Here is a 24912-nt window from a genome sequence, read left to right as displayed (position 1 = left end):
CGACGTCGCTGGGCCGATCGTGACCGACCCAGCGACGTCCTAGACCTCGCCCTAGGCCTCGCTCGGGTGCGAGGCGAAGGCGCGCAGGCGCAGGTCGCGGGACCGGTCGAGGTGCGCGCTGATGGCCATGCCCGCGGCGGTCGCGTCGCGGCTGCGGAGCGCTTCCATGATCTGTTCGTGCTCGGCCTGGGACTGCGCGAGGTCGCTCGGGTCCTCGCTCCGGTGGCTGTCGTAGATGCGCAGCTGCGCGGTCAGGCGGGTCAGGAGGTTGCGGACCGTGCTGTTGTGCGCGGCCGACCACAGCTCTTCGTGCCAGGCCGAGTTGAGGCGACGACCGGTCGTGAGGTCGTCTGCGGCCGCGGCCTCCGCGTGCAGGCCCTCGAGCCGGGCGAGCTCGAGCTCGGTGCGACGGGTCGCGGCGTTGGCCGCGGCCACGGCCTCCAGGGCGATGCGCGCCTCGTAGATGTCGAGGACATCCTCGGGTGTGCCTGAGCGCACCCGGTAGCCGCGGGGGGCGCGGTCGAGCAGACCGTCGTGCTCGAGACGGGCGAGGGCCTCGCGGATCGGGGTCCGGGACACGCCGTAGCGGTCGGTGAGCGCGGTCTCGTGCAGCACGGAGCCGGTGGGGAAGGCCCCGTCGAGGATGTCGGCGCGGATGCGGCGATAGTGCTGGGCGGCGGCTTCTGCCCGGTCGCCGACGACGTCACCGGTCGGTGTGGTCAACATGGTGCTCACTGGCAGTCCTCTCGGGTCGGGCGGCTCGACCGTCGAGGTTGATCCTAGCCCGTCACGCATCTGCGTATACGCAACTACGCCATGATGTTGATCTGTGTGCACAAAGTCGCTACGCTGGCGGCATCACCACTTCCCGAGGAGACCTAGTGAGCACGCACGCACACCGCACGGCCGCATGGCGGCCCTGTTGTGCGCGCTGTCGCTAGACGCGCCGAAACCTTACGGGTCGACGGCGCGTCCTGACACCAGCTGTCCGCACGCATGCCACCCGCCCCGGAAACGGGCCAGGCCGCGTGACGCCCCTCTCCTGAGAAGTCGTCCCTCATGACCGACCCACATCGCTCCCTGCCCGGGGTCCCCCGGCGACCGGCCCGTCCGACGACGGCCCCCGGCCCCGCCGCCGCGCCTCGCTCCGAGGAGCGCACCCTCGACTGGCACGAGCTCGCCGCGACGCTCGGCCCGTCCAGCACCGGCCCTGCGCCGACGCCGGGACTCCGCCGGCCCGTCCACGTCATCGCCGTCGACGGGTTCTCCGGCTCGGGCAAGACGTGGTTCGCCGATCGCCTCGCCCGGACGCTGGGCGCCCCCGTCTTCCACGTGGACGAGTTCGTCCCCGGATGGGACGCCCTCGCCGACGGCATCGCGCACGTCTCCGCCCACCTCCTGGCCCCGTGGACGCAGGGTCGTGCGGCGCTCGTGCGCGAGTACGACTGGCACGGCGCACGCCCGGGTCCCTGGGTGCGCGTCGAGGCGGAGCCCGTCGTCGTCCTGGAGGGAAGCGGCATCGGCACGGTCGACCGCTCGTTGATCTCGGCCCTCGTGTGGGTCGACACCTCCGACGCGCTGCGGGCCGACCGGCTCGCCGGCCGCTCGGACCGCGAGCTCTACGCGCCGTACCGGGAGATGTGGGCCGCCCAGGAGCGAGCCCTCGCGAGCCGCGCGCGGACCGCGGACCGCGCGGACGTCGTCGTGCACGAGGCGGCCGAGACGCTCCTGCGCACCTCGTGTCGACTCTACGAGCGCACCTGAGACCCAGCACGACCAGCACACCCCAGACCATCCAGACCTCAGCAGGAAGGACAGCCATGTCTGCCCTCCGTTCGCCCTTGACCGCCCTCCTCGTCGCTACGTCTGTCGTCGCCCTGAGCGCGTGCTCCTCCTCGTCCGACGCCGCGACCTCCGACTCCGCCGACAAGCTCACCCCGGTGACCTTCGTCCTCGACTGGACGCCCAACACCAACCACACGGGCATCTATGTCGCCCTGGAGAAGGGCTACTTCGCCGATCACGGGCTCGACGTCACGATCATCCAGCCGCCCGAGGACGGCGCCGAGGCGCTCGTCGGCTCCGGCAAGGCCGAGTTCGGTGTCTCCTTCCAGGAGACCGTGACCCAGGCTCGCGGCCAGGGCGTCCCGATCGTGTCGATCTCCGCGGTCATCGCGCACAACACCTCGGGATTCGCCTCGCCCGTCGACCGTGGCATCACCAGCCCGGCCGACTACCAGGGGCACACCTACGGGGGATGGGGCTCCCCGATCGAGTCCGCGATCCTCGACGCTCTCGTCGAGGCCGACGGCGGCGACCCGGCTGCGGTGAAGAACATCGACATCGGCTCCACGAGCGTCCTCCAGGCGTTCAAGCGCGACATCGACCTCGGCTGGGTCTACGCCGGGTGGGACGTCCCGCTCGCAACCACCCAGGGCACCGACCTCAACCTCCAGCTCGTCCGCGACTACGACGACGCCCTCGACTGGTACACCCCGGTGATCATCGCCAACGAGAAGCTCATCGCCGACGACCCCGACGTCGTCCAGGCCTTTGTCGACGGAGCCCGCGAAGGCTACGAGGACGCCATCTCGGACCCGGACGGCTCCGCGCAGATCCTGCTCGACTCCGTCCCCGACCTCGACGCCGACCAGGTGCGCGCCAGCGCTGAATACCTCGCCGCGGAGTACCAGTCCGACTCGCCGGTCTGGGGATACCAGCGCGACGAGGTGTGGGCCAACTTCACCGGATGGCTCGAGGACCACAAGATCATCGATCCCGGCTTCGACTACGCCGCCGCGTACACCAACCAGTTCGCCGAGGGTGCGGCCGCCGGGAGCAGCGAGAAGTGACCTCGTCCACCCTCGCGCCACGCCCCGGGACGACGCCGCGCGCCACCAAGCGTCGCGTGAAGACGCCCCGCCCGACGACGCAGCGTCCGTCGGCCCGCACCGGGTCGCGGCGCCTGCGCGCCGTGCTCGCGCCGACCCTCGCCGTCGTCGTCATCCTCGTCGGGTGGGAGCTGGCGGTCCGGGTGTTCCACGTCGAGGCCTGGATGCTGCCGGGCCCGATCGCGATCGCCCGGGAATGGGTCGCGGAGAGCGCAGGCCTGTGGGACGACGTCGTCGCGACGACGTCGCTCACCCTGCTCGGCTTCGCGGCCGGGTCTCTCCTGGGGCTGGCCATCGCGGGGGTGCTGCACCACGTCGAGCCGCTCAAGGCGGCCCTCTACCCGCTGCTCATCATCAGCCAGAACGTGCCGTCGATCGCCCTCGCGCCGCTGCTGGTCATCTGGTTCGGCTTCGGGCTGACACCCAAGCTCGTCGTCATCATCCTCGTGACGTTCTTCCCCGTGGCCGTGGCCGCGATGGACGGGCTGCGCGGCGCCGACCCGATGATGCGCGACTACCTGCGCATGTCCGGGGCCACCCGGTCCCAGATCTTCTGGAAGCTCGAGGTCCCGTGGTCGCTGCCCTCGGTGTTCTCCGGCCTGAAGATCGCCGCAACCTACGCGGTTATGGGCGCCGTGATCGGTGAGTGGGTGGGCTCCGACAAGGGGATCGGGCACTACATGCTGCTGCAGAAGTCGGCCTTCCGTGCCGACCGCGTCTTCGTGTCGATCTGCATCATCGTCGTGCTCAGCCTCACTCTGTTCGCCGTGATCGCTCTGATCGAGCGTCGCGTCACCCGCTGGAGGATCCGTGACCGTTGACCCGCGCCTCACCTTGACCGACGTCAGCGTGAGCTACCCGTCACCGACCGGTGACCTCGACGTGCTCGACGGCGTCTCCCTCACCGTGGAGCCGGGCGAGTTCGTCTCGATCATCGGACCGTCCGGGGCGGGCAAGAGCACGCTGCTGCACGTCGTCGGTGGGCTGGTGCTGCCGCAGTCCGGCCACGTCCTCCTTGACGACGAGGACATCACCGGGACCACCGGACACATCAGCCACATGCCCCAGCAGCCCGCCCTGTTCCCGTGGCGCACGGTCCTGGACAACGTCCTGCTGGCCCAGGAGATCGCGGGCGTGCGCGGGCCGGACTCGACCGACCAGGCCCGCGCCTGGCTGGACCGGATCGGCCTCGCCGACTTCGCCGACTCCCTCCCGCACACGCTGTCCGGCGGCATGCAGCAGCGCGTCGCCTTCCTGCGCGCGCTCCTCTCGCCGCGGCCCTTCATGTGCCTGGACGAGCCGTTCAGCGCCCTCGACGCGCTCACCCGCTCGGACATGCAGCGCTGGCTGCTGCACCTGTGGGAGGAGACCCGCCGGTCGGTCCTGTTCATCACCCACAACATCGAAGAGGCGCTCCTGCTCTCCGACACCATCTACGTCCTGTCCGCGCGCCCGGCCCGGGTGATCGAGAAGGTGGTCGTGCCCTTCGACCGGCCCCGCGAGGAGAGCGTCGTCGACTCCGCGGAGTTCGTCCGGCTGCGCCGCGACCTCACGTCGCTCCTGCGCGACGCCGGGGCTCGCCTGCCCGGCGCCAGCGTTGGCACCGCTGGCTCTGGCCTGCGCCTGCCCGACGCCGCTTCCACTCCGTCCGCACTGACCTCACTGGAGCTCTCATGACCGTCGCCCGGCTCATCCTCGGCTACTACCACCCCTGGCCCAACGACGCCGGGTTCTACGCTGCGCGCACCCACGGCCACACTGCGGCCGCCGGGATCGACCTGCGCATCGGCGTCGTCGACCCGGGACGCGGGGACACACTCGCCCACCTGGCCCGCGGGGAGGGCGACCTCGGCGTCGTGCCGACCAACCGGCTGCTCGCGGCCCGCGCTCGCGGCCAGAAGGTCGTCGCGGTCGCGACGATCAACCAGACCGGCCTGGAGTCGATCCACTCCCTCGGGTCCCTCGGCATCACCCGGCCCCGCGACCTCGCCGGCCGGCGCGTGGCGCTCAACCCCACCCCGCGCGGCCTCGCCATGGTCCGCCACCTCGTCGCGGCCGACGGCGGCGACCCGGACGCGATCGTCGTCGTGGACTCCGGGTCCCGCGAGCTCCAGTCCCAGGATCTGCTCGACGGCTTCGCCGACGCGTACTTCGGCGCGTACTGGGCCTGGGACGAGCTCTTCGACCCGTACACGGGCGAGGACCGGCTGAGCTGGCCGGTCAAGGACCACGGCGCACCCGCCTTCCCCTCCTACGTCCTCGTGGCGCGCGAGGAGTGGGCCGAGGCGAACGCGGATGCGCTCCGCGGGCTGCTGCGGGCCGCCGAGCAGGGCTTCCGTCAGGCGGCCACCGCCCCGGACGCACCCGCCGAGTTCGACAAGGTCGCCCCGTACTTCTCGCGCGAGGCGATCCGTCGCTCCTTCGCGCTCATCTCCCCGACGTGGTTCGCAGGCGACCGGTGGGGCGTTATCCACGACGATGTCGTTGCCTCCTACGCGCACTGGCTCGCCGACAACGGCGCGATCCCGGACCTGTCCGGGCTGCCCGGGGCGACGACTACCGCGTACCTGGGTGCCGCGGGTCAGCTGGCGGATGAGCTCGTGGCGCAGGGCGTGAGTTGATGACAGCGCTCCCGACGGTGGTCTCTCCGCAGGTCGCGTCTGCGGCGGTCACGTCTGGTCCTGACGCTCCGGGGCCGGTCACTCTGGTGCCGGTCACTTCAACGCGGGTCCGCCCGCTCGTCGATGCGGCGTGGCTCGCCGCCCGCCTGGGTGACCCGACGCTCGTCGTCCTCGACGTCACGGTCGACCTCCCGCGCCCCCTGCACGACGGCGACCACCAGTCCCGGAGCGGACGCCCGGGCTGGGCGGACACCCGCATCCCGACCGCGCAGCACCTCGACCTCCTCGACGACTTCGCCGAGCCCGGGGCGAGCTATCACTTCGCCCACCCCTCGGCGGCTCGCGCGCAGTCGGTGCTCGAGGGGCTGGGCGTGGACGACGCGAGCACGGTCGTCCTCTACGACAGCGCCGACGGGTTCTGGTCCGCCCGAGCCTGGTGGTCGCTGCGCGGCCTCGGCCTGCACGCGCTGGTGCTCGACGGCGGGCTGACGGCGTGGCTGGGCGACGATCGGGCGGTTGAAACCGCCGACGCCGACGCCGACGCCGACGCCGACGCCGACGCCGACGCCGACGCCGACGGCGGCGCGGGGGACAGCGACGCGATCAGCGGCGCCCCGAGCGATGCCAGCGAGATCGACGCAACCATCGCGGCGCCGACCGACCTGGGGCCCCGCGGGACGCTCACTCTCGTCGAGGACCCGTCGGTGTGGGCCAGCCGTGACGACGTGATCGACATCGTCGCCGGGGCGCGCTCCGCGGCGCTCGTCTGCGCGCTCGGCGCCGACCAGTTCACGGGTGAGGCGACCACCCGGTACAGCCGGCGCGGACACATCCCGACATCGATCAACCTCCCCGCCCGCGACCTCGCCCAGCCCGCGGGCCGCCTGCTCGACGCACCCGAGCTGGGCCGCGTCGTCGGGCAGGCGCTCCCGGACGAGGATGACCGCGAGATCGTCGTGTACTGCGGCGGCGGGATCTCGGCGAGCTACGCGGCGTTGGGCCTGGTCAGTGCGGGCCGGTCCCGGGTGCGCGTCTACGACGGCTCCCTCGAAGAGTGGAGCGCGGACGCCGACCTCCCGCTGGTTCTCGGTGACGGGACGCCAGCGGCAGCGGCCGGGACGCTGCGCCCGCTGGGGGAGTCGCGCCCCCTGGGGTGAGATCACCTGCGCCCGACGGGGTCGTCTATTCAGCCAGATAGACGACCCCAAGCAAAACAGACGACCCCGTGGCTGGTTCCCGGCGCTGCACGAGCTCGGGCGGCGAGGTGACGTGGAAGTCGAGCCCGAGCATCCTGATGTAGACGGCGATGAGTTCCAGGCTGTCTGCGCCGGTGACCAGCACGAAGCTCGGGTGGACCTGGGTTCAGCGGGGCGTCGTGTGCATCTGTGCGTCGACGGGGCCGGTGCTGCCCCGCGCAATGAGCACGCCAGCCGGCGTCTCGATCTTGCGCGGGGGCTGACCGTCGAGCATGTCGAGGAGCAGTGAGGCAGCGGTGGCACCGAAGTTTTCGATGTCGCGGCCGAGCGCGGTCATGGTCGGATGGCAGATCCGGCACATCTGCGAGTCGTCCCACGCGACGAGGGACAACTCGCCGGGCACGTCGATGCGCAACTGTTGGGTCACGCCCAGCCCAGCCACGGCCATGACGTCATTGTCGTAGATGATCGCACTCGGGGGTCGGGGGGACATGAGTATCGCGCGAGTGGCCTGGGCGCCCTGCTCGGCGGTGTAGTCGGTCTCGACGATCATCGCCTCATCAAGACCCAGCTCGGCGCTGATCCGGCGGAACGTCTCGTTGCGCACCTGGACGTGTTGGTGGTTGTTGCTGCCGGCCACGCGCACCACCCGTTTGTGCCCGAGCCCGACGAGGTGTTTGAGCACCTGCGACATCGAGGTCGCGTCGTCGCTCCAGACACCTGCGACGAGGTCGTCGGAGGGCGGGACTCCCACGAACACTGATGGCATAGCGAGTTCGTCGAGGGGACCGATCCTGTCGTCGTCGACGAAGGGATCGACGACGAGCAGCCCGTCCACCCGCCGTTCTGCGGCCCACCGCCGATAGGTGGCGATCTCGGCGGTATGGTCGGTGACGACCTGGAAGACCAGGGCGACCGACCGCAGCGACAGTTCCGACTCGATGCCGGCGATCAGCCGCATGAAGAAGGGCTCGGCGGACAAGGTGTCGGCTGAACGCGCGAACACGAGCCCGATCGCTCCGGCCCGGGTCCCCGCGAGCGACCGGGCTGCGACGTTGGGCAACCAGCCCATCTCCGCGGCGACCTGCTGCACTCGTGCCCGGGTCTTGTCCGAGACCCCGGGGCGACCGTTGAGCGCGAACGACACGGCCCCCTTGGATACGCCCGCAGCGCGGGCGATGTCCACGATCGTGGGCCGTGCCATCCGTCACCTCATTCGTTATTCATATCTTTCGCGGAGACTACCCGACCACGTGCGATACCTTCACGTCATTGACGCAGAAGAGCACGTGCGCGCCATACCAGCGGGGGTCGTCGGCGGCCACGGTGGTGCGCACATGGAAGGTGTGCGACTCACCCGGCAGCAGCGTGACCAACTGGTCGTCGACCTCTGCGCCGGGGGCCACCCGGTCGGCGGCGAGCACGAGGTCGCGAGCAAACCCCGTGGCGTGCACCTCGACCGCCACACCCTCTTTGGTCTCGCGCACGACCGTCCGCAGGCCCGGGTCGACGAGACGCAGCGCGACGTCCTCGGCGAAGGGCCGCACCGCCCGCCGGTCGCCCAGGGTCGCGACGAGCACCTCGCCAGCCTCGTCGACGGCGCGTGCCACGGCTGGCGGCAACGCGACCTGCACACTCGCACGGGCGCTCGCGTCTACCGCGACCGTGAACCGGTCCAGGACCGTGCCGTCGAGGGCCATCCGCTCGACGACGAGGTCACCTGTCCATGGATGGGGGGCATCGTTGACCACGACCACCTCCAGGCCGCCCCCGTCACTGGGGTGCACCACCACGAGCCGGTCGTCGTACACGCGTCGCAGCGCGTACCACAGGGGCTTGCGGCGACCGTCGCCGTCGATTGCAGCCCATGAGGTGACAGGCCAGCAGTCGTTGAGCTGCCAGACGATCGAGCCCATGCAGTGCGGCCACAGCGCACGGTAGTGCTCGATCGCGAAGGTCACCGCGCGTGCCTGGTTGAGCTGGGTGAGGTAGTGCCACTCCTCGACGTCGTGCGGCTCGGGCAGGTGAGGTGCCATGCCGCGGGCGAGTTTGCCGTTACCGTCGTCGGCACGCTGGTGGTGCAGCATCCCAGGTGAGTCGATCGCGAGCGGCTGGTCGTGGACTGACCGTTCGATCGTGGCCCATTGGGGCGGGCCCTGGAAGCCGAACTCCGAGACGAACCGCGGCCTGTCGTCGGCGTAGGTTGCGTAGTCCTGGCGGTTCCACACCTCCCAGGAGTGGTGGTTGCCGTGGTTCGGGTCGTTGGGGTGCAGGTCCGCGGAGCCCGAGTACGGCGACCCGGGCCAGTACGGCCGGGTGGGGTCGATCTCGGCGACGATCTCTGGGAGGAGGTCGAAGTAGTAGCCCCCACCCCAGTCGCGGCCAGCCAGCGGTTCCTTCCAGTCCCAGTCCTCGAAGCCCCAGATGTTCTCGTTGTTGCCGTTCCACAGCACGAGGCTGGGGTGCGGCATGAGACGGCGCACGTTGTCGCGGGCCTCGCCCTCGACCTCCGAGCGCAGCGGCTCGCCTTCCGGGTAGGCCGCGCACGCGAAGAGGAAGTCCTGCCAGACGAGCACGCCGGCCTCGTCGCACGCGTCGTAGAACTCGTCCTTCTCGTAGATCCCGCCGCCCCAGATTCGCAGCAGGTTGATGTTGGCGCCGACAGCCTGGTCGACGCGCGTGCGGTAGCGGTCGGCGCCCACCCGGGCGACGAAGCAGTCGTCGGGGATCCAGTTGGCGCCGCGGACGAACACAGACTCGCCGTTGACGACGATCGCGAAGCTCGTGCCCGCGTCGTCGGGCTCGACCTGGAGCTCGACCGTGCGGAAGCCGATGCGGCGCGTCCACACGTCGAGCTCGGCGTCGCCCGACCCGAGACCCACGGTGAGGTTGTACAGCGGCTGGTCGCCGTAGCCCAGGGGCCACCACACGTCCACGTCCGGGACGCGGACCTCGACCACGGCTTGTGTCGCACCGGGGGCGAGGGTCGCCGTCGCGCGGACCCCGGCGACCTCGACGTCGAGCACGAGCTGGCCGCCGGTTCCCGGCGCTCGCTCGACCTCCACGTGCACCTCGACCACGCCGTCGGCGCCGTCGATCCGCACGAAGGGACGCACCCCGCCAAGACGGGCGGTCGTCCAGGTCTCCAGCCGCACCATCTTCCAGATCCCGGCCGTCACGAGGGTCGGCCCCCAGTCCCAGCCGAAGTTGCTGGCCATCTTGCGGATGTACTGGAACGGCTCGGGGTAGACGTTCGGCCGGTCGCCGAGCGTGCGACGAACTTGCTCTGCGTAGTCATAGGCGGAGCCAAAGACCACGACGAGGTCGTTCGCGCCGCTGCGCACGAGGTGAGTCACGTCGAAGCGGTACTCGCGGTGCATGTTCGCGGTCGAGGCGACGTGGGTGCCGTTGACCTCGATGCTGGCCACGGTGTCCAGGCCGTCGAAGGCGAGCTCGTGGCGCGTGCCGTCGGCCACGCCCTGGAACGTGGTCCGGTACTCCCATGTGCTGCGTCCGATCCAGTGCTGCTGGTCCTCGTTGCGGTCCAGATACGGGTCGGCGATGAGGTCCTGGGCCAGCAGGTCGGTGTGGACCGAGCCGGGGACGGTCGCGGGCACCGTCCAGAGCTCGACGTCCTGCGGGGCGGTCCCGTCAGGGACACCGACCCGCAGGACCCAGTCGTCGGTCAGATCCTTGGTGGAGAGCATGTCAATCCTTCGTGGTGCTAGTTCGCTGTGGGCTGCGGGAGGTCTCGGTCAGGCCAGGACGGGACGCGGGTAGCGCGCCTCGCCGGGCGACCGGGTGTGCTCGCGCACGGTCTCGAGCTCGTCCGGGTGGGCCGACGTGCCCCGCAGGTTCTCGATGACGAGCCCCTCGACGTCGATCGCCTCGACCGCGTGCCCGAACTCCTCGGGAGTGCTCGCCCAGACGACCTCGCAGTTGCGCAGCGTCACGTCGCTCGCGGTGTCGATGTGGATGCCGGCCGTGCGGTGGTTGTAGACCTCCGGGCCGTTGGAGGTGGGGCGGCGGTCGTACTCGGCGGACGGCCAGCGCGACCACCGGTCGAGCTCGATGCGCACGCCGTCCAGGACCACACCTTCGATGAGGCCGGGCGCGTCGCCGGCGATGTACGCGCCGTTCTCCGAGCGGGCCAGGATATTGCGGAACCGCACGTTGCGCAGGCGTCCGACGACGTCGTGCCAGGCGCCGACGTTCACGTAGATGGGTTCGCCGTGACCCCACCACCCGCGATCGAAGTGGCGGGTCTCCACGATGCAGTCGCTGAACAGGATGTTCTCGAAGTTGCCCTCCTGGCCGAGGTTGACGGCCAGACCGCGGTGGGAGGAACGGATCACGCAGTTGGAGACGATCACGTTGCGGATGTCGGCCACCGCGTCGACTCCGACGACGACCGCGGAGGACGTCGATTGGAGCGTGCAGTTGGTGATGACGATGTCTTCGGTGGGGCCGTAGCCCTCGAACTCCTCGCACGTCTTGAGCGAGATCGAGTCGTCCGCGCTCGAGATCTCGCAGTCGCTGATGCGCACTCGGCGGCAGCGGTCGAGGTCGATCCCGTCGGCGTTGGGCATCTTGAGGTCGGTGTCGATCTGGATGCCGTGGATGAGCACGTCCTCGCAGCCCGACAGACGAACGCACCACAGCGCTGCATCTTGCAGGCGGATGTCACGCATCGTCACGTGCTTCGTGCCGATGAGGAACACCGTGAAGGGGCGCTGGTTCGGGCAGCGGTAGATGTACCCGAGGTCTTCCTCGATGAAGTACCGCCCGGCGCCGTCGATGATGCCGTCACCGGTGATCGCGATGTTCGTCGCGTCGCGTGCGGTGATGAGCATGAGGGCCTGGTCGTTCTCGGGGTCGACGACGCCTGCAGACAGGGCGCCCACCTCGAGGCGGTGGGTGTAGTCGGCGGGGTTGCCGCTGCCGGCGAGCACCGCGCCTCGCTCGACGTGCAGCTCGACGTAGGAGCGCAGCTCGATCGAGCCGGTGCGGAACGTGGCGCCCGAGGGGACGACGACGACGCCGCCGCCCGCAGCGTTGGCCGCGTCGATCGCGGCCTGGATAGCAGCGGCGTCGTTCGTCGTACCGTCACCGACGGCGCCGAAGGAACGGATGTCATAGGTAGCCATGCGAGGGGTCCTTACGTTGTGGGTGGAGACGATCAGCCCTTGACGGCACCCTGGAGCAGGGCGTTCTCCATCTGGCGGGAGAGCAGGATGTAGGCGATATAGACGGGCAGCAGGGTCAGGAGCGTTCCGGCGGCAAGAACTCCGTAGTCGGTCGAGGTCTGCGAGACCAGGGTGGGCAGCGCCACCTGCGCGGTGCGCACGTTCGGGTTCGGCCCGCCGAGGATGAGTGTGAAGAGGTACTCGTTCCAGAAGTTCAGGACGTTGAGGATCGTCACTGTCGCGATGCCTGGCATGGCGATCGGCAGGTAGATCTCCTTGAGGACCATCCACCGGTTGGCGCCGTCGAGCACCGCGGACTCCTCGAGCTCGGCCGGCACCGTCCGCATGAACTGGGTGAGAAGCACGACCGACAGCGGCAGCGCCGTGGCCGGCATGAAGAGGATGACGAAGAGCCGGGTCTGGAACATGCCCAGCGCGATGGCGAGCAGGACCGTGGGGACCAGGGCGGCGAAGCCGGGGATGAGGAAGCCCATAGAGAAGAGCCGTTCGATCGCGGTTCCCAGCCGGCCGCGCGAGCGGGCCAGGGCGTACGACGCCGGGATCGCGAGCGCGAGCGTCAGCAGCGCCGCGGATGCCGTGATGAGGATCGAGTTGCTGAGGGCGGTTCCCAGGCTGGCCCGTTCCCAGGCCGACGCGAAGTTTTTCAGCGACAGGCCCGTGGGCAAGGCGAAGGGCTTGTCGAAGATCTCGATGTTCGGCTTGAACGCGGAGACCAGCAGGTAGTAGAGCGGGATGAGGAGGAGGGCGCCGTACGCCCAGGCGAGGATGTGGCCCGCGACGAGACGGGGCCGACGGACAGGTCGTGGCGCGGTGGTGGGCGCGGTAGTTGTGGACATGCCTGCCTCTTAGTAGTTCTGCCGGAACGCGCGGCGGATGGACACCAGGCCGATGACGCCTATGAAGAACAGGAAGACACCGACAGCTTGGCTGTAGCCCACCTGCGACTGCACGAAGGCTTTTTCATAGACGAGGTAGGACAGCGTTGTTGATGAGCTGCCCGGACCGCCGCGGGTGAGCAGCAGCACCACGCCCGCGGAGGCGAACAGGTTCCAGAGGAACTGGAGCATCGTCAGGACACCGAAGTAGTCCTTGATGATCGGGAACGCGATCCCCCACATGCGCCGCCAGGTGCCGGCGCCGTCGATCGCTGCGGCCTCGTAGACCTCGGGTGAGATCGCCGTCAGCCGGGCCGCGAACAGCACGGCGGTGTACCCGATGCCGGACCACAGGCTCACGGCGATCACCGCCCACAGAGCGGTCTTCGGGTTGGCCAGCCACGGTGTGGCCAGGGAGCCGAGCCCGACTGCATCGAGCGCAGAGTTGACCATGCCGGTCGGCTGGAAGATTGCGTAGAACACGGTTCCCATGGCGGACAGCGACATGAGCGCGGGGGTGAAGAGCACGACGCGCAGGACGTGGTGCCCGCGGGGCTTGAGGGTGAGGTAGTAGCCGAGCATGAATGACAGGGGCATCATCACTACGACTACAACAATGACCTGCAGCGCGGAGTTGCGCACGGCTTGCTGGAACACCGAGTCGGTGAACATCCGGGTGTAGTTGTCGAGCCCCGCCCATGACGGCGTCGCCAGGAAGCCTCCCCAGCGCAGCAGACTGATGACGAAGATCGCGATGAGCGGACCGATCGTGAAGATCAGGTACCAGAGGACGGACGGGCCGGAGAAGGCCGCGAGAATCCGGTTGTCGGTACGACGGCGGCGCGAGGCCGACCTGTCGTTCTCCGGGATCACCTGCAGCGGCGCTGTGCCGGGCTGGATCGTGGGGGTAGTCGTCATCGACCTGACCTCTCTGTCACGGTTGAGCGGGGAGTGCGGGTCGTGCGGGGGCATACGCCGACGGCGCCCGCCCCCGCACGCGGGCGTCAGCCGGCGGAGGCGTACGCGTCGTCGATGGCCTTGCAGATGGTGTCGACGTCGTTGCCGGGCGCGAACGCGATCGACGTGGCGCGGATCATCGGGTCGGCTACCGCGCCGGGGACTGCTGTGTCCGGCATGACCGCGTAGTCGACGCGGGCGTCGAGGTCGGTGACCGCCTGGCTCAGCAGCGGGTTGGTCGACTTAGCCTCGGACTCGACGGCCGGGATGAGGTTCGCCGTCGAGACGAAGTCGGTGATCGTGTCGTCGGAGTAGAGCATCTTGATGAAAGCTCCGGCTGCGTCGGCCTTCTTCGCGCCGTTCTTGCTGAGCAGCACACCTACTCCGGTGTAGCCGTTGTAGGCGGTTGGCTTGTCCCAGGAGCTACCGCTCGGCAGCGGGAAACCGGAGAGCTTTGTAGCGGCGGCGGTCTCGGCGGAGAGGTCGGCCGAGCCGAACGCCCACGAGCCAGCCGACATGATCGCCGCCTTGCCGGTGTAGTACTGAGTGTTCATCGCGTCGGCGCTGTAACCCTCGGCGTCGTCGATGAAGACACCTGCGTCACGCAGTTGCGTGAACAGGGCCACGCCCTTCTTGATGTCGGGCTGGGCGCAGAAGTCGCCCTCCTGGAAGGTCTTGTGCGCCACCTCGGGTGTCGCATACATCTGGGCGATCTGCAGGAACAGCTTTTGCCCAGTCCAGTCGTTGCCGCCGATGGACATCGGGGCGATACCTGCATCCCGCAGCTTGCCCGCCAGGTCGATGAGCTCATCGGTGGTGGCAGGTACTTCGTCGACGCCGACCTGCTTCAGCAGGTCCATGTTGTACCAGGCCGGCCAGGTGAAGCCGGAGTACGGGAGCCCGATGAGCTTGCCGTCCGAGTCCTTCCACTGGTCGACGGTGTCGGGCTTGAAGGAGTCGGTCAGGCCCCACTGGTCGATGTACGGGGCCATGTCGACGACGGCGCCGTTCGTGACCCAGTTGTTGGTCTTCTCAGCGAGGTTGGTCAGGACGATATCGGCCTCAGAACCGCCCGCAACTGACGTCTCAAAGACGTCGGCCAGCGACTCCCCCGTGTCGAGCCAGGTGACCTTGGTGCCGGTCTCGGCGGTAAATTCCTTGATCATCTTGGCGAGTGCGTCGCCTTCGGCGGTGCCCTTCGTCCAGATGGACTGGACGACGAGCTCGTCGCTGTTGTCCGATGATCCGCCGCTGCAAGCAGCGAGGGGAAGGATGAGGCCGACGGCGAGTGCGATGCCTGTGAGTCGGTTGTTGCGCATGGTTGCCTCCTTGCAACTAAATCGCTCTAGTAACGGGGACGCTACTACTAATGCGGTTTAGTTACAAGCATTGATGTCCATTCGTGAGACGGTTACCAAGGTGCCGCGCGGAAGGACTACCTTCCGCCCACTTGACGGCCCCGCCCCGCCCACCCCGCCATGCCGCTCCGCCCGGGCCCAACTCGAGGCCTCGGCCCCGGCGGCCTCGGCCCCGGGCCGTGGGTGATCCGGCACGACGGGACCTCGCGAGTCAGCAGGCGAGGACGTCGCGGAGCGCGGAGTTCTCTGTCCCGGTGGTAAGGAACGGCATGGTGGACTCCGAAGGAAGCCTTCTCAAAGCTCACGGCCTCGCTCCCGGTCGGCGTCTGGGCGGTGACCGGCTGGCTCGGGCTCGAACGCCTCGCTGCCTTCTCGACGAGCACCCCGACCTACGAGGCGTATGTCGATGCGGAGATCTTCGACCAGCCGGGTCTCAAACGATCGATGACCGACCGCGGACCCGTAGTTGCAGACGGAGGGCGAGTCACGTTTTACCGCGGGATGGCGAAGCGCGAGCAGAACATTTGGCGTACCGGAGTGGATGGGACGACGGTCAGCCTGCCCCGGCTGTATGCCGACCTCCTGCGATCCGGAGTGAGAGGGCGCGACGCGGCGGAGCACCTGCGCGAGACGAGGATGGGATTCTGATGGAACTGACGACCCCGTGGCTGGTTCCCGGCGGCCGTCAGCCGGTAGCCGCCGAGAACCTGGCATCAGTACCTCACCGCGCGAGGAGGTCGCGGAGGGCGGTGTTGACCTCGTCCGGGTGGGTCCACAGGAGGCCGTGCGGGGCGCCCTCGACCTCGACGTAGGTGGCCTCGGGGAAGGCCTCGTGGAAGGGGCGGCCGGTCGAGTCGATCGGCAGGATGCGGTCGGCGGTTCCCTGGAGGATGAGCGTCGGCAGGCCGGCGGCCCGGACGGTCGCGACGTCGGCCCGGAAGTCTTCGAGCCAGGCCGGGACGACGGAGTACGCGGCGTCGGGCGCGCTCGCGGCTGCGGTGGCCCAGCTGGCGCGGACGGCCTCCTCGCCGATGCGGGAGCCGAGGGTCTTGTCGAGGTTGTAGAAGTCGGCGAAGAAGTTGGTGAACCACGCGAAGCGGTCGGCGCGGGCGGTCTCGGCGATGCCGTCGAAGACGGACTGCGGGACGCCGGTGGAGTTGTCGTCGGTCTGGAGGAGGAAGGGCTCGAGGGGGGCGAGGAAGCCGAGGCGGCTCAGCCGGTCCGTGCCGAAGGCGGCGACGTAGCGGGCGACCTCGCCGGTGCCCATCGAGAAGCCGACGAGCGTGACGTCACGCAGGTCGAGGGACTCGAGCAGGGTGTTGAGGTCGGCGGCGTAGGTGTCGTAGTCGTAGCCGGTCGCGGGCTGGCTCGAGCGACCGAAGCCGCGACGGTCGTAGGCGATGACGCGGTGGCCGGCCTCGAGCAGCACCCGGGTCTGACGTTCCCAGGAGCGTCCGTCGAGCGGGTAGCCGTGGATGAGAACGACGGGGGCGGCGTCGGCGGGTCCGTGGTCCTCGTAGTAGATGTCGATGCTCGCGGAGTTCTCGGTCCCGGTGGTGATGAACGGCATGGTGGTCTCCTGTCCAGGCAACGGGAGAACGGTCGTTCTCCCGCTAGGGCTACCCAAGAGGTCGATCGTTGTCACCGCAACCGCTGGATGGTGGATTCCGAAGGATGAGATTTTCATGACCGAGCTGCTCACCGAGACTCTCGGACCTTTCGCCGAACGGTGGCGGTGACCCCGCGTGATTGAGCCGACTTATCCGAGACTCGCCGCCACTGGACGACTCCGCTGTTATCTGATCTGATTACACTGTGGCATTCGACAAGTCGGAGGTGCCCTCCGATATCCCTCGGCGAGACGAGCTCCAAGCAGTCCTGGAGAGCGCGGCGCGGCTCCAGCAGATCGTCCCTGACGCCGTGCTCGTCGGGGGCACCGCCGCAGCCGCCTACGCTGCCCACCGACTCTCCTTCGACCACGACCACGTCGTTTCCGACCTGGTGGAACGGTTCGACATCGTCCTCGAAGCGCTCGAGCGAGAGCCAGACAGGATCACCAACCGGGTCGTCCCTGGAAAGGTCATCCTCGGAGAACTGGGCGGCATCCAAGCCGGAGTGCGCCAGCTCAGGCGCAGGACACCGCTGGAGACTGAGACGTGTCACCTGCCAGGTGGCCGCAGCGTCGTCGTGCCGACCGTCGCGGAGACCCTGCGCGTCAAGGGATACCTGATCGTCAAGCGCAACCAGGTCCGTGACTACCTGGACGTTGCGGCCCTCGCCGACCGCTACGGGATCGAGTGGGCAGCGTACTGGCTCGCTGGCATCGACGAGTATTACGAGGACCTCGTCCACGACGAAGGGCCTGTTGCTTCTCAGCTGGTGGTCCAGCTGGCAGATCCGCACCCAAAGGATGTCCGCACCATCCGTGACCTGCCCCGGTACAAGGGTCTTGAACGACGCTGGCAGGATTGGAACGCAACGCGCGCTGTGCTCGCACAGGTTGCCGAGGCCATGGCCAACTGAGCCGCACATACGATCGCACGAGAGGAGGTGCCCGATGGCACTGCAGTTCCGCAACATTGACGCCACCCCCGATGACCCCGTCGAACAGTGGGGCGTTGAAGGCATGCTCACGGCCATCGAGCGCGGGTATCTCCCGCACTGGCGCCGTATCGCTAGGGCCGTCAAGCGTGACCCTCAGGGCAAGGCCGCTCTCGACCTGGACGAGGCCCTGAGCATCGCTGAGCGGCAGGGGGTGGTTGTGCTGTTGCGTCGAATTCTCGACGCCGCGCGCGCAGGAGACGCAGGACAGGTGGCACGTCGAGTCGAACTTGCCGTCGCACGGTCAGGACTGTCCCTGCGGAAGTTCTCGGCCGAAGTCGGGACCTCGCCCGCACGCCTGTCAAGCTACCGGTCCGGAGCCGTCACGCCCGGGGCCGACGTTCTCGTGCGCATCGAACGGGTGGCGCAGGAACGCTCCGATGCCCGCTTCCGCCGGGCGCACGGACTCACTGCCGCTGAACGGTCTGAGTTGGCGGGTGTGTGACGCAGTTCTGAATCAGGATCATGCGTAGGCAGCGAGCACGCGCCCGGTGCAGTCCCGCCCTCAGGTGTTCCGCCCCCGCAGGACCGCCCGCAGCCGCTCCTTGTTGACAACCGCGATCGCGCTCAGCGGGATCCCCGCCGGGCACACGTCAGCGCACTCGCCATACGACGAGCACGGCCCGAAGTCGAGCTCCATCTCCGCGATCATGGCCCGGGCGCGTTTGCCGCGTTCGGCCTTCGTCGTGGGCAGGGCCGCGAGGTGGGCGAGCTTGGAGCCGACGAACAGGTGCGCGGCGCCGTTGGGGCAGGCTGCCACGCAGGCGCCGCAGCCGATGCAGGCCGCGAAGTCGAGGGCCATCTCGGCCGCGGCGAAGTCCAGGGCGACGGAGTCGGCGTCGGGCGCGGTGCCCGCGGCGATCGCGACGTGCCCGCCGGCGGTGATCACCCGGTCGAGGGCGGAGCGGTCCACGACGAGGTCGCGGATCACCGGGTACGCACCGGACCGCAGCGGCTCGATGCGGATGCGGTCCCCGTCGGCGTACCGGGCCAGTCGCTGGTGGCACGACGGCGTGTTCTTCTGCGCGCCGTGCGGGCGGTCGTCGACCGTGACCCCGCACGCCCCGCAGATGCCCTCGCGGCAGTCGGACTCGAAGGCCACCGGGTCGCCGCCGGTCTCCACGAGCTGCTCGTTGAGCCGGTCGAGGAGCTCGACGACGCTCATCTCCGGGGTCGCATCGTCGACCTGGTAGGTCTCGAACCGCCCCGGGCCGGCCGGGTTGTCCTGCCGCCACACGTCCAAGGTGAGTTTCACTTGTAGTTCCTCTTCTGCAGCGGGACGGCGTCGAAGGTCAGCGGCTCGTGGTGGCGCACGAAGGTCCCGTCGCCGGGCACCTCCCACGCGGAGACGAAGGCCCACAGGTCGTCGTCGCGCGCGGCCTCGCCGTCCACCTGGTGCTCGCCGCGGAAGTGCGCCCCGCAGGACTCCTCCCGGTCGAGGGCGTCGACGCACATGAGCTCGGCGAGCTCGAGGTAGTCGGCCACCCGGCCGGCCTTCTCGAGCTCCTGGTTGAGGTGGTCCCCGGTTCCGGCGACGCGCAGCTCGGCCCAGAACCGCCCGCGCAGCGCCCGGATCTCGGAGATTGCCGTGGTCAAGGTTGAGGATGTGCGGTGCACCCCGCAGCCGGCGTAGAGGATGTCGCCGAGCAGGCGGTGGAAGTACGTCGGGCCGTGCTCACCGTCGGCGGCCAGCAGCGCCTCGGTGCGCGTCTGCGCGCGTTCGAGCGCCTCGAGAACTGGCGGCGCGTCGTCGGGCAGGCGGGGCTTGCCGAGCAAGGGGGCGAGGTAGCTGGGGATGGAGTAGGGGAGGGTGAACCAGCCGTCCACGCACGCCGAGAGCAGCGAGTTCGCGCCGAGGCGGTTGGCGCCGTGGTAGCCCCAGCCGGCCTCGCCGCCGACGAAGAGCCCCGGGATCGAGGTCATCTGGTCGTAGTCGGACCACAGCCCGCCCATCGTGAAGTGCGCCCCGGGCGCGATGCGCATCGGCACCGTGTACGGGTCCTCGCCGGTCGCGTGGGTGTACATCTCGAAGAGGTTCCCGTAGCGCTCGGCGATCTTCGCCTTGCCCAGGCGCGCGATCGCGTCGCGGAAGTCGAGGTACACGCTGTTCTTCAGGGGCCCGACGCCGCGCCCCGCCGTGATCTGTTCGCTCGCGTTGCGCGAGGCGACGTCGCGCGGGGTCAGGTTGCCGAACGTCGGGTAGCGGCGCTCGAGGTAGTAGTCGCGCTCGGCCTCGGGGATGTCGTTCGCCGCGCGCTCGTCGCCGGGGGCGAGCGGCACCCAGATGCGGCCGTCGTTGCGCAGCGACTCGCTCATGAGGATGGTCTTGGACTGCCACCGCGAGCTCACCGGCAGCGCGGTGGGGTGGAACTGGATGAAGGACGGCGAGGCGAAGTGCGCGCCGCGCTGGGTCGCGCGCCACGCGGCGGAGGCGTTGGAGTTCTTGGCCAGGGTGGAGAAGTAGAAGACGTTCCCGTACCCGCCCGTCGCGAGTACGACGGCGTCGGCCGTGTGGGCGGTGATCTCGCCGGTGAGCAGGTTGCGCATGATGACGCCCTGGGCGCGGCCGTCGTCGACGATGAGGTCGAGCATCTCGTGGCGGGTGCGCAGGGTGACGGTTCCGGCGTCGACCTGGCGCAGGAGGGCCTGGGCGCTGGCGACCTGGAGCTGCTGGCCGGTCTGGCCACGGGTGTAGTAGGTGCGCGAGACCTGCACGCCGCCGAAGGAGCGGGTGGCCAGGGCGCCGCCGTACTCGCGGGCGAAGGGCGCCCCGATCGCGTTGAGGTGGTCGATGACCCGGACGGACTCCTCGCCGAGGCGGAAGGCGTCGGCCTCGCGGCCGCGGAAGTCCCCGCCCTTGACGGTGTCGGTCACGAAGCGTTCGATCGAGTCGTTGTCGACCTTGCGGGCGCGGGCGGCGTTGATGCCGCCCTGCGCGGCGACCGAGTGCGCCCGCCGCGGGGCGTCGTGATACGTGAAGGAGTGGACGTCGTAGCCGAGCTCACCGAGGGCCGCGGCGGCCCCCGCCCCGGCCAGGCCGGTGCCGACGACGATGACCTTGAACTTGGCGCGGTTGGCGGGGTTGACGAGCTTGTAGGCGAGCTTGCGGCGGGCCCACGCGGTTGATGGAGGGCCGTCGGGGACGTGGCCGTCGAGGGTTTCTCCTCGGGTGACGCCGGGGACCTGGGACTCGGGGGCGTCTTGCTGGATCGCGGTGTCTGGCAGTTCGGTGGTGGTCATTTCACGACTCCGGTGAGCACCGCGACGGGGATGAGGATGTTGCCGAGCAGGATCGCCAGGGCGAGCGCGCCGCCGATCGCGAAGGCGATCGCGCGGGTGCGCTTGCCGGTCATGCCGAGGTCGTGCACGACGGTGACCAGCCCGTGCCCCAGGTGCAGGAAGAGGGTCAGCAGCGCGACGATGTAGAAGGCCGCGGCAGCCGGGCGCTCGAAGCTGGCGACGAGGTTTTGGTAGGCGAAGGACGCCTCCGTCGTGCCGGCCGTGTAGCTCTCCGGGGCGACGCCGGTGGTGCCCAGGGTGAGGTCCATGATGTGGAAGACGATGAAGGCGAAGAGCACGATGCCGGTCACGAGCATGTTCCGCCCGGCGAAGGTCTTCAGCGGCAGGCGCTTGCGGGCGACCTTGCCACGGGACTTGCGGGCGCGCTGCTTGAGCAGGACCGCGGCGACGACGTGGCCGATGAGCCCGACCATCAGGACGATCCGCAAGATCCACAGGACGCCGTTCCACGGCAGGAACGGTTCGAGGATCGTGTGCAGCCAGTGCGCGTACTCATTGAAGTGCTCGGCGCCGGTGAACACCTTGAGGTTGCCGAACATGTGCACGAGCAGGAACAGGGCGAAGATCGTGCCGGTGACGGCCATGATGAGTTTGAGGACCCAGGACGGGACGGTCGGGGCCTTGCGGATGCGGGTGTTGGTGATGCGGCCGGTGGACAGGGCCGCGGGGTCGGCGCCGGGGAGGGTGGCGGGGGCGTGCGCGCGCGGCGGTGCGGCGGCTGGCGCGGCTTGCTGACCTGGGCTTACGGGGGAAGGCATGGGCATCCCTGGGTAGCTGCTGGTGGCGCGACGTGTTGTGCGTCACATGGAGCGTAGGGGTGGGAAAGTGGGCCGGAGTAGGACTTCCATCCCGAGTCATATCTGAGTCATTCTGCGGCGACTACAAAATGAATCTGATATGATGCAGACATGGTTGAGGCATTGAATGAATCAGAAACGACGCGCCGCCGGTTCTACCGGGCACGCAGCGTCGATGCGCTCGCCACCGCCGTCCAGTCCGTGCGCACCGCGAGCGGGAGGACGCAGAGCGAGCTGGCCGCGGCTATCCGCTCCTCTCGCCCGACCATCTCCCGGATGGAACGCGGACTGCCCACCGCCACCGATACCCTCGTCGATGCCCTCACCGCGTGCGGGTACGAGCTGGTCGTGGTGCCCCGCGGCTCCCTCATCACCGTGGTGCCGCCCTCGTGACCGCCACCCTGTACGTCTGGCTGCGCGGCGAGCGCTTGGGCGAGCTCGACAAGCTCCGCAACGGCCATCTGCGCCTGCGCTTCGACCCCGAGATCCTCGACACCTACGGCGCCGGTGCGAGGCCCCTCTCGCTGTCTCTGCCGCTGACTGACAAGCGCGTCCAAGGCGCCCACCTCGAACGGTTCCTGGACAACCTCCTGCCCGAGGGCAGCGTGCGCGGCGCGCTCGAGCGCCAGCATCAGCTCCACCCCGGAGACACGTTCGGCATGTTGCAGTCCATCGGTCGCGAGTGCGCCGGAGCCATCCAGCTCACCCCCGAGGACATCGCGCCAGGCGCTGGTCACCTCGTCCCTTTGTCCGACGGCGAGGTCAACCAGATCGTGGCCCAGCTCCCCACGCTGGACCCTCCGCCCGGACAGGTTGTGAGTGCTTCTCTCGGGGGCGTCCAGGCCAAGGTGCTGCTCACCCGCACCGAGGCCGGCTGGGCATGGCCGGCTGACGGGGCCATGTCCACGCACCTCATCAAGCCCGAACCGACCTCAGACATCGTCATCCCCGATCTCATCCGGTGGGAGGAGTGGGCGTTGCGCCTCGCGCGGACAGCCGGTCTCCCCGCCGCGAATGCCGAGCTTGCGGACTTCGATGGACGCCTCGCCCTCGTCGTCGAGCGGTTCGACCGGCACGATGGCAAGCGCGCCCACCAGGAGGACTTCACCCAGGCACTTGGTGTCGCGTCGCGCGACAAGTACGAGACGACTCGCACCGAACACCGCCTGGCAGCAATCGCCCGAGCCGCCGGGAGAGAAGCAATCGCCCCGGCAACGTTCCTGCGTGACCTGTTGGCCCAGGTCACGTTCAACCTGATTGTTGGCAACGGCGAGGCTCACTCCAAGAACTACTCCCTGGCGATCAGCCACGCCGCGACATACGCGATGGCTCCCTTGTACGACGTCGCGCCGGTGTACCTGCTCAACGACGCCTTCCAGACCTTTGGGCACCACCTCGACGGTCAGGGCCGGCTGTCGTACCTGACCGCGACGCATCTGCGCGCCGAGGCGACCACGTGGGGGCTGGCCGACGCCGCGGTGTGCGAGACGATCGCGTCCGTGGGGTCGAGCGTGCGCCAGGCACTCTCCACCTGCTCCGCTGACGGGATCGACGTCGACCGGATCGGGGCGCTGATCGATGCGCGAGCGGTCGGGGCCCTGCAGGTTGTCTCCTGAGTAGGCGCGAGCCCGGCCGGTCAGGGCGTCGCGGGCTGGGCGTTCTTCCCTGCTCTGGATGATGACCGGGTCAGCAGATGCAGCACCGCCCCGACCGCCAGCAGGATCCCGGCCCGCAGCCACGTCCCCGCGCTCTGCTGGGTGAGCAGGACCAGGCAGCTCGCCACGCCGAGGACCGGCACGATGGTCGCGACCCGGAAGTGGTCCTCCTCGACGCGGTCCTTGCGCAACACGAGCACGGAGACGTTCGTGCTGATGAAGACGATGAGCAGGAGCAGCACGACGGTCTCGGCGAGGACCTGGAGGCCGCCGGTAAACACGAGGACGATCGCGGCGAGGGTCGTGACCACGATCGCCACCCACGGCGTGCGGCGCCCGGGCAGGACGCGGGCGAGCACGGGGGGCAGCAGGCCCTGGGCCGCCATGCCGTAGGTGAGGCGGCTCGCCATGATCATCGTCAGGAGCGCCCCGTTGGCGACCGCTACCAGGGCGATCGCGGCGAACACCTTGTCGGGGACGACGTCGGCCACGTGGACCACCTCGAGCAGCGGTCCGGTCGAGGCGGCCAGGGTGTCGGGGGAGACGACGGCGACCGCCGCGACGCCGACCCCGACGTAGACGACCCCGGCGGTGAGAAGCGCGGCGAACAGCGCCCGCGGGTACACGCGCCGGACATCTTTGACCTCCTCGGCGAGGTTGGCGGAGGTCTCGAAGCCGACGTAGGAGTAGAAGGCGAGCAGCGACGCACCGAGCACGGCAAGGGCCGGGGTGGTGCCGTCCTTGAACTCCAGGGCGCGGGACAGGTCGCCGTCGCCGCGTCCGAGCACCACCGCGGCCAGGATGATGATGAGCAGCAGGCCGGAGAGCTCGATGGCCGTCATGACGAAGTTAGCCCGCAGCGACTCCTGGATCCCGCGCGCGTTGAGCAGCGCGACCAGGATGAGGAAGACCACGGCGACCAGCTTGGTGGGCGCCGAGACGAAGGTGGTGAAGTACTCCCCGGCGAAGGCGATGGACAGGCCAGCCGCGCTCGTCACCCCGGCGGCCAGCATCGAGAATCCGACGAGGAACGACAGGGCGGGCCTCTTGAACGCCCGCTCGGCGAAAACCGCCGCGCCGCCGGCCTTCGGGTACTTGGTCACCAGCTCGGCGTAGGAGCCTGCGGTGAGCAGCGCGAGCCCCAGCGCCACGAGCAGCGGGAGCCACACCGCGCCCCCGACCTCACCGGCCATGACACCGACCAGGGCGTACACCCCGGCGCCCAGGACGTCGCCGAGGATGAAGACGTAGAGGAGTCGGCCGCTGATGCTGCGGGAGAGGGTGGGCTGGGCGGTAGTCATGTGGACAGGTTGCCAGCACCTTCGGCCTCCTGCTTGGTGGAGGGCCAGGTCAGCGGACGGTGCCCGTCGTCCCCCCGGACGGGCCGGTCGTCTCGGGTCGCACGGGTTCATCCGTGGTGCCTACCGTGGAGGAATCAGAACCCTCGACGACGA

The 24912-nt window shown here is 69.3% G+C and carries 24 protein-coding genes; 11 read left to right on the top strand and 13 right to left on the bottom strand.

The window, feature by feature from the left end; all coding sequences use genetic code 11:
- Nucleotides 1-51: 51 nt before the first annotated feature.
- The gene (locus BLQ50_RS01070) at nt 52-726 is read right to left on the bottom strand and encodes a GntR family transcriptional regulator (RefSeq protein WP_093181594.1); all 675 of its coding nucleotides are present in this window, start codon (nt 724-726) and stop codon (nt 52-54) included.
- A 333-nt stretch (nt 727-1059) separates the two neighbouring features.
- On the opposite strand from BLQ50_RS01070, the gene BLQ50_RS01065 reads away from it, so the two are divergent.
- The 6 genes from BLQ50_RS01065 (at nt 1060) to BLQ50_RS01040 (ending at nt 6669) form a co-directional block, all read left to right on the top strand.
- Nucleotides 1060-1764 (top strand): nucleoside/nucleotide kinase family protein, encoded by a 705-nt coding sequence (locus BLQ50_RS01065; protein ID WP_093180550.1) that lies wholly within the window; start codon nt 1060-1062, stop codon nt 1762-1764.
- A 56-nt stretch (nt 1765-1820) separates the two neighbouring features.
- Nucleotides 1821-2852, top strand: a complete 1032-nt coding sequence (locus tag BLQ50_RS01060) for an ABC transporter substrate-binding protein (RefSeq protein ID WP_093180549.1) — start codon at nt 1821-1823, stop codon at nt 2850-2852.
- On the top strand, nt 2849-3712 hold the full coding sequence (locus BLQ50_RS01055; RefSeq protein ID WP_217629064.1) for an ABC transporter permease: 864 nt from the start codon (nt 2849-2851) through the stop codon (nt 3710-3712). Before BLQ50_RS01060 ends, BLQ50_RS01055 begins: the two co-directional genes overlap by 4 nt.
- On the top strand, nt 3702-4568 hold the full coding sequence (locus tag BLQ50_RS01050) for an ABC transporter ATP-binding protein (protein ID WP_093180547.1): 867 nt from the start codon (nt 3702-3704) through the stop codon (nt 4566-4568). The genes BLQ50_RS01055 and BLQ50_RS01050 overlap by 11 nt, the downstream gene beginning before the upstream one ends.
- On the top strand, nt 4565-5512 hold the full coding sequence (locus tag BLQ50_RS01045; RefSeq protein ID WP_093180546.1) for an ABC transporter substrate-binding protein: 948 nt from the start codon (nt 4565-4567) through the stop codon (nt 5510-5512). Before BLQ50_RS01050 ends, BLQ50_RS01045 begins: the two co-directional genes overlap by 4 nt.
- An 86-nt stretch (nt 5513-5598) precedes the next feature.
- Nucleotides 5599-6669: a sulfurtransferase gene (locus tag BLQ50_RS01040; protein WP_175558969.1), complete on the top strand. Its 1071-nt coding sequence runs from the start codon at nt 5599-5601 to the stop codon at nt 6667-6669.
- A gap of 25 nt (nt 6670-6694) precedes the next feature.
- Here BLQ50_RS01040 and BLQ50_RS18480 read toward each other — a convergent pair whose 3' ends face one another.
- The 7 genes from BLQ50_RS18480 to BLQ50_RS01010 all read right to left on the bottom strand — a co-directional run bounded on the left by BLQ50_RS18480 (nt 6695) and on the right by BLQ50_RS01010 (nt 15066).
- Nucleotides 6695-6853 carry a hypothetical protein gene (locus BLQ50_RS18480; protein WP_245700819.1) on the bottom strand — a complete coding sequence of 53 codons (159 nt, stop codon included), beginning with the start codon at nt 6851-6853 and terminating at the stop codon, nt 6695-6697.
- A gap of 21 nt (nt 6854-6874) precedes the next feature.
- On the bottom strand, nt 6875-7912 hold the full coding sequence (locus BLQ50_RS01035; protein ID WP_093180543.1) for a LacI family DNA-binding transcriptional regulator: 1038 nt from the start codon (nt 7910-7912) through the stop codon (nt 6875-6877).
- Between the two features lie 37 nt (nt 7913-7949).
- Nucleotides 7950-10415 carry a glycoside hydrolase family 2 protein gene (locus BLQ50_RS01030; RefSeq protein ID WP_093180541.1) on the bottom strand — a complete coding sequence of 822 codons (2466 nt, stop codon included), beginning with the start codon at nt 10413-10415 and terminating at the stop codon, nt 7950-7952.
- A 48-nt stretch (nt 10416-10463) separates the two neighbouring features.
- On the bottom strand, nt 10464-11855 hold the full coding sequence (locus tag BLQ50_RS01025; RefSeq protein WP_093180539.1) for a glycoside hydrolase family 28 protein: 1392 nt from the start codon (nt 11853-11855) through the stop codon (nt 10464-10466).
- A 32-nt stretch (nt 11856-11887) separates the two neighbouring features.
- Nucleotides 11888-12751 (bottom strand): carbohydrate ABC transporter permease, encoded by an 864-nt coding sequence (locus BLQ50_RS01020; protein ID WP_093180538.1) that lies wholly within the window; start codon nt 12749-12751, stop codon nt 11888-11890.
- Nucleotides 12752-12760: 9 nt separating this feature from the next.
- Nucleotides 12761-13708, bottom strand: coding sequence for a carbohydrate ABC transporter permease (locus BLQ50_RS01015; protein ID WP_093180536.1), 948 nt, complete (start codon nt 13706-13708; stop codon nt 12761-12763).
- 86 nt (nt 13709-13794) lie between these two features.
- Nucleotides 13795-15066, bottom strand: a complete 1272-nt coding sequence (locus BLQ50_RS01010) for an ABC transporter substrate-binding protein (protein ID WP_093180535.1) — start codon at nt 15064-15066, stop codon at nt 13795-13797.
- A 372-nt stretch (nt 15067-15438) separates the two neighbouring features.
- Between BLQ50_RS01010 and BLQ50_RS01005 the strand changes: the two genes are divergently transcribed.
- On the top strand, nt 15439-15753 hold the full coding sequence (locus tag BLQ50_RS01005; RefSeq protein WP_093180533.1) for a hypothetical protein: 315 nt from the start codon (nt 15439-15441) through the stop codon (nt 15751-15753).
- A 73-nt stretch (nt 15754-15826) separates the two neighbouring features.
- On the opposite strand, the gene BLQ50_RS01000 is transcribed toward BLQ50_RS01005, so the two are convergent.
- Complete coding sequence (locus tag BLQ50_RS01000) at nt 15827-16675, bottom strand: alpha/beta fold hydrolase (protein ID WP_093180532.1); 849 nt, start codon at nt 16673-16675, stop codon at nt 15827-15829.
- 245 nt (nt 16676-16920) lie between these two features.
- Here BLQ50_RS01000 and BLQ50_RS00995 point away from each other — a divergent pair, with 245 nt between their 5' ends.
- Nucleotides 16921-17628: a hypothetical protein gene (locus BLQ50_RS00995; RefSeq protein WP_245700818.1), complete on the top strand. Its 708-nt coding sequence runs from the start codon at nt 16921-16923 to the stop codon at nt 17626-17628.
- Nucleotides 17629-17662: 34 nt separating this feature from the next.
- On the top strand, nt 17663-18151 hold the full coding sequence (locus BLQ50_RS18475; protein ID WP_175558968.1) for a helix-turn-helix transcriptional regulator: 489 nt from the start codon (nt 17663-17665) through the stop codon (nt 18149-18151).
- Between the two features lie 60 nt (nt 18152-18211).
- Here BLQ50_RS18475 and BLQ50_RS00985 read toward each other — a convergent pair whose 3' ends face one another.
- Genes BLQ50_RS00985 through BLQ50_RS00975 form a run of 3 tightly spaced genes read right to left on the bottom strand, consistent with a single transcriptional unit; the run spans nt 18212 to nt 21764 of the window.
- The gene (locus BLQ50_RS00985) at nt 18212-18961 is read right to left on the bottom strand and encodes a succinate dehydrogenase/fumarate reductase iron-sulfur subunit (protein WP_093180530.1); all 750 of its coding nucleotides are present in this window, start codon (nt 18959-18961) and stop codon (nt 18212-18214) included.
- Entirely contained in the window at nt 18958-20946 is a 1989-nt protein-coding gene (locus tag BLQ50_RS00980) for a fumarate reductase/succinate dehydrogenase flavoprotein subunit (protein WP_093180529.1), read from the bottom strand. The genes BLQ50_RS00985 and BLQ50_RS00980 overlap by 4 nt, the downstream gene beginning before the upstream one ends.
- Complete coding sequence (locus tag BLQ50_RS00975; protein WP_093180527.1) at nt 20943-21764, bottom strand: succinate dehydrogenase cytochrome b subunit; 822 nt, start codon at nt 21762-21764, stop codon at nt 20943-20945. The genes BLQ50_RS00980 and BLQ50_RS00975 overlap by 4 nt, the downstream gene beginning before the upstream one ends.
- Nucleotides 21765-21914: 150 nt before the next feature.
- Here BLQ50_RS00975 and BLQ50_RS00970 point away from each other — a divergent pair, with 150 nt between their 5' ends.
- Nucleotides 21915-22196, top strand: a complete 282-nt coding sequence (locus BLQ50_RS00970) for a helix-turn-helix domain-containing protein (protein WP_093180525.1) — start codon at nt 21915-21917, stop codon at nt 22194-22196.
- Nucleotides 22193-23419 carry a type II toxin-antitoxin system HipA family toxin gene (locus BLQ50_RS00965; protein WP_175558967.1) on the top strand — a complete coding sequence of 409 codons (1227 nt, stop codon included), beginning with the start codon at nt 22193-22195 and terminating at the stop codon, nt 23417-23419. The genes BLQ50_RS00970 and BLQ50_RS00965 overlap by 4 nt, the downstream gene beginning before the upstream one ends.
- Nucleotides 23420-23439: 20 nt before the next feature.
- Here the strand turns inward: BLQ50_RS00965 and BLQ50_RS00960 are convergent, their stop codons facing one another.
- On the bottom strand, nt 23440-24759 hold the full coding sequence (locus tag BLQ50_RS00960; protein ID WP_093180522.1) for an APC family permease: 1320 nt from the start codon (nt 24757-24759) through the stop codon (nt 23440-23442).
- Nucleotides 24760-24912 lie beyond the last annotated feature (153 nt).

This window comes from Sanguibacter gelidistatuariae (assembly GCF_900096585.1).
Lineage (GTDB): Bacteria > Actinomycetota > Actinomycetes > Actinomycetales > Cellulomonadaceae > Sanguibacter > Sanguibacter gelidistatuariae.
Note: the sequence above shows the minus strand (reverse complement) of the source record. Positions and strands in the feature narration are given on the sequence as shown.

What these genes read in the sequence shown, in the direction of transcription:
- BLQ50_RS01070 (WP_093181594.1), bottom strand. Translation starts at nt 726, where the DNA reads ATGTTGACCACACCGACCGGTGACGTCGTCGGCGACCGGGCAGAAGCC.
- BLQ50_RS01060 (WP_093180549.1), top strand. Translation starts at nt 1,821, where the DNA reads ATGTCTGCCCTCCGTTCGCCCTTGACCGCCCTCCTCGTCGCTACGTCT.
- BLQ50_RS01065 (WP_093180550.1), top strand. Translation starts at nt 1,060, where the DNA reads ATGACCGACCCACATCGCTCCCTGCCCGGGGTCCCCCGGCGACCGGCC.
- BLQ50_RS18475 (WP_175558968.1), top strand. Translation starts at nt 17,663, where the DNA reads ATGGCACTGCAGTTCCGCAACATTGACGCCACCCCCGATGACCCCGTC.
- BLQ50_RS00975 (WP_093180527.1), bottom strand. Translation starts at nt 21,764, where the DNA reads ATGCCTTCCCCCGTAAGCCCAGGTCAGCAAGCCGCGCCAGCCGCCGCA.
- BLQ50_RS00970 (WP_093180525.1), top strand. Translation starts at nt 21,915, where the DNA reads ATGGTTGAGGCATTGAATGAATCAGAAACGACGCGCCGCCGGTTCTAC.
- BLQ50_RS01000 (WP_093180532.1), bottom strand. Translation starts at nt 16,675, where the DNA reads ATGCCGTTCATCACCACCGGGACCGAGAACTCCGCGAGCATCGACATC.
- BLQ50_RS01010 (WP_093180535.1), bottom strand. Translation starts at nt 15,066, where the DNA reads ATGCGCAACAACCGACTCACAGGCATCGCACTCGCCGTCGGCCTCATC.
- BLQ50_RS01035 (WP_093180543.1), bottom strand. Translation starts at nt 7,912, where the DNA reads ATGGCACGGCCCACGATCGTGGACATCGCCCGCGCTGCGGGCGTATCC.
- BLQ50_RS01030 (WP_093180541.1), bottom strand. Translation starts at nt 10,415, where the DNA reads ATGCTCTCCACCAAGGATCTGACCGACGACTGGGTCCTGCGGGTCGGT.
- BLQ50_RS01045 (WP_093180546.1), top strand. Translation starts at nt 4,565, where the DNA reads ATGACCGTCGCCCGGCTCATCCTCGGCTACTACCACCCCTGGCCCAAC.
- BLQ50_RS00960 (WP_093180522.1), bottom strand. Translation starts at nt 24,759, where the DNA reads ATGACTACCGCCCAGCCCACCCTCTCCCGCAGCATCAGCGGCCGACTC.
- BLQ50_RS01020 (WP_093180538.1), bottom strand. Translation starts at nt 12,751, where the DNA reads ATGTCCACAACTACCGCGCCCACCACCGCGCCACGACCTGTCCGTCGG.
- BLQ50_RS00980 (WP_093180529.1), bottom strand. Translation starts at nt 20,946, where the DNA reads ATGACCACCACCGAACTGCCAGACACCGCGATCCAGCAAGACGCCCCC.
- BLQ50_RS01015 (WP_093180536.1), bottom strand. Translation starts at nt 13,708, where the DNA reads ATGACGACTACCCCCACGATCCAGCCCGGCACAGCGCCGCTGCAGGTG.
- BLQ50_RS01025 (WP_093180539.1), bottom strand. Translation starts at nt 11,855, where the DNA reads ATGGCTACCTATGACATCCGTTCCTTCGGCGCCGTCGGTGACGGTACG.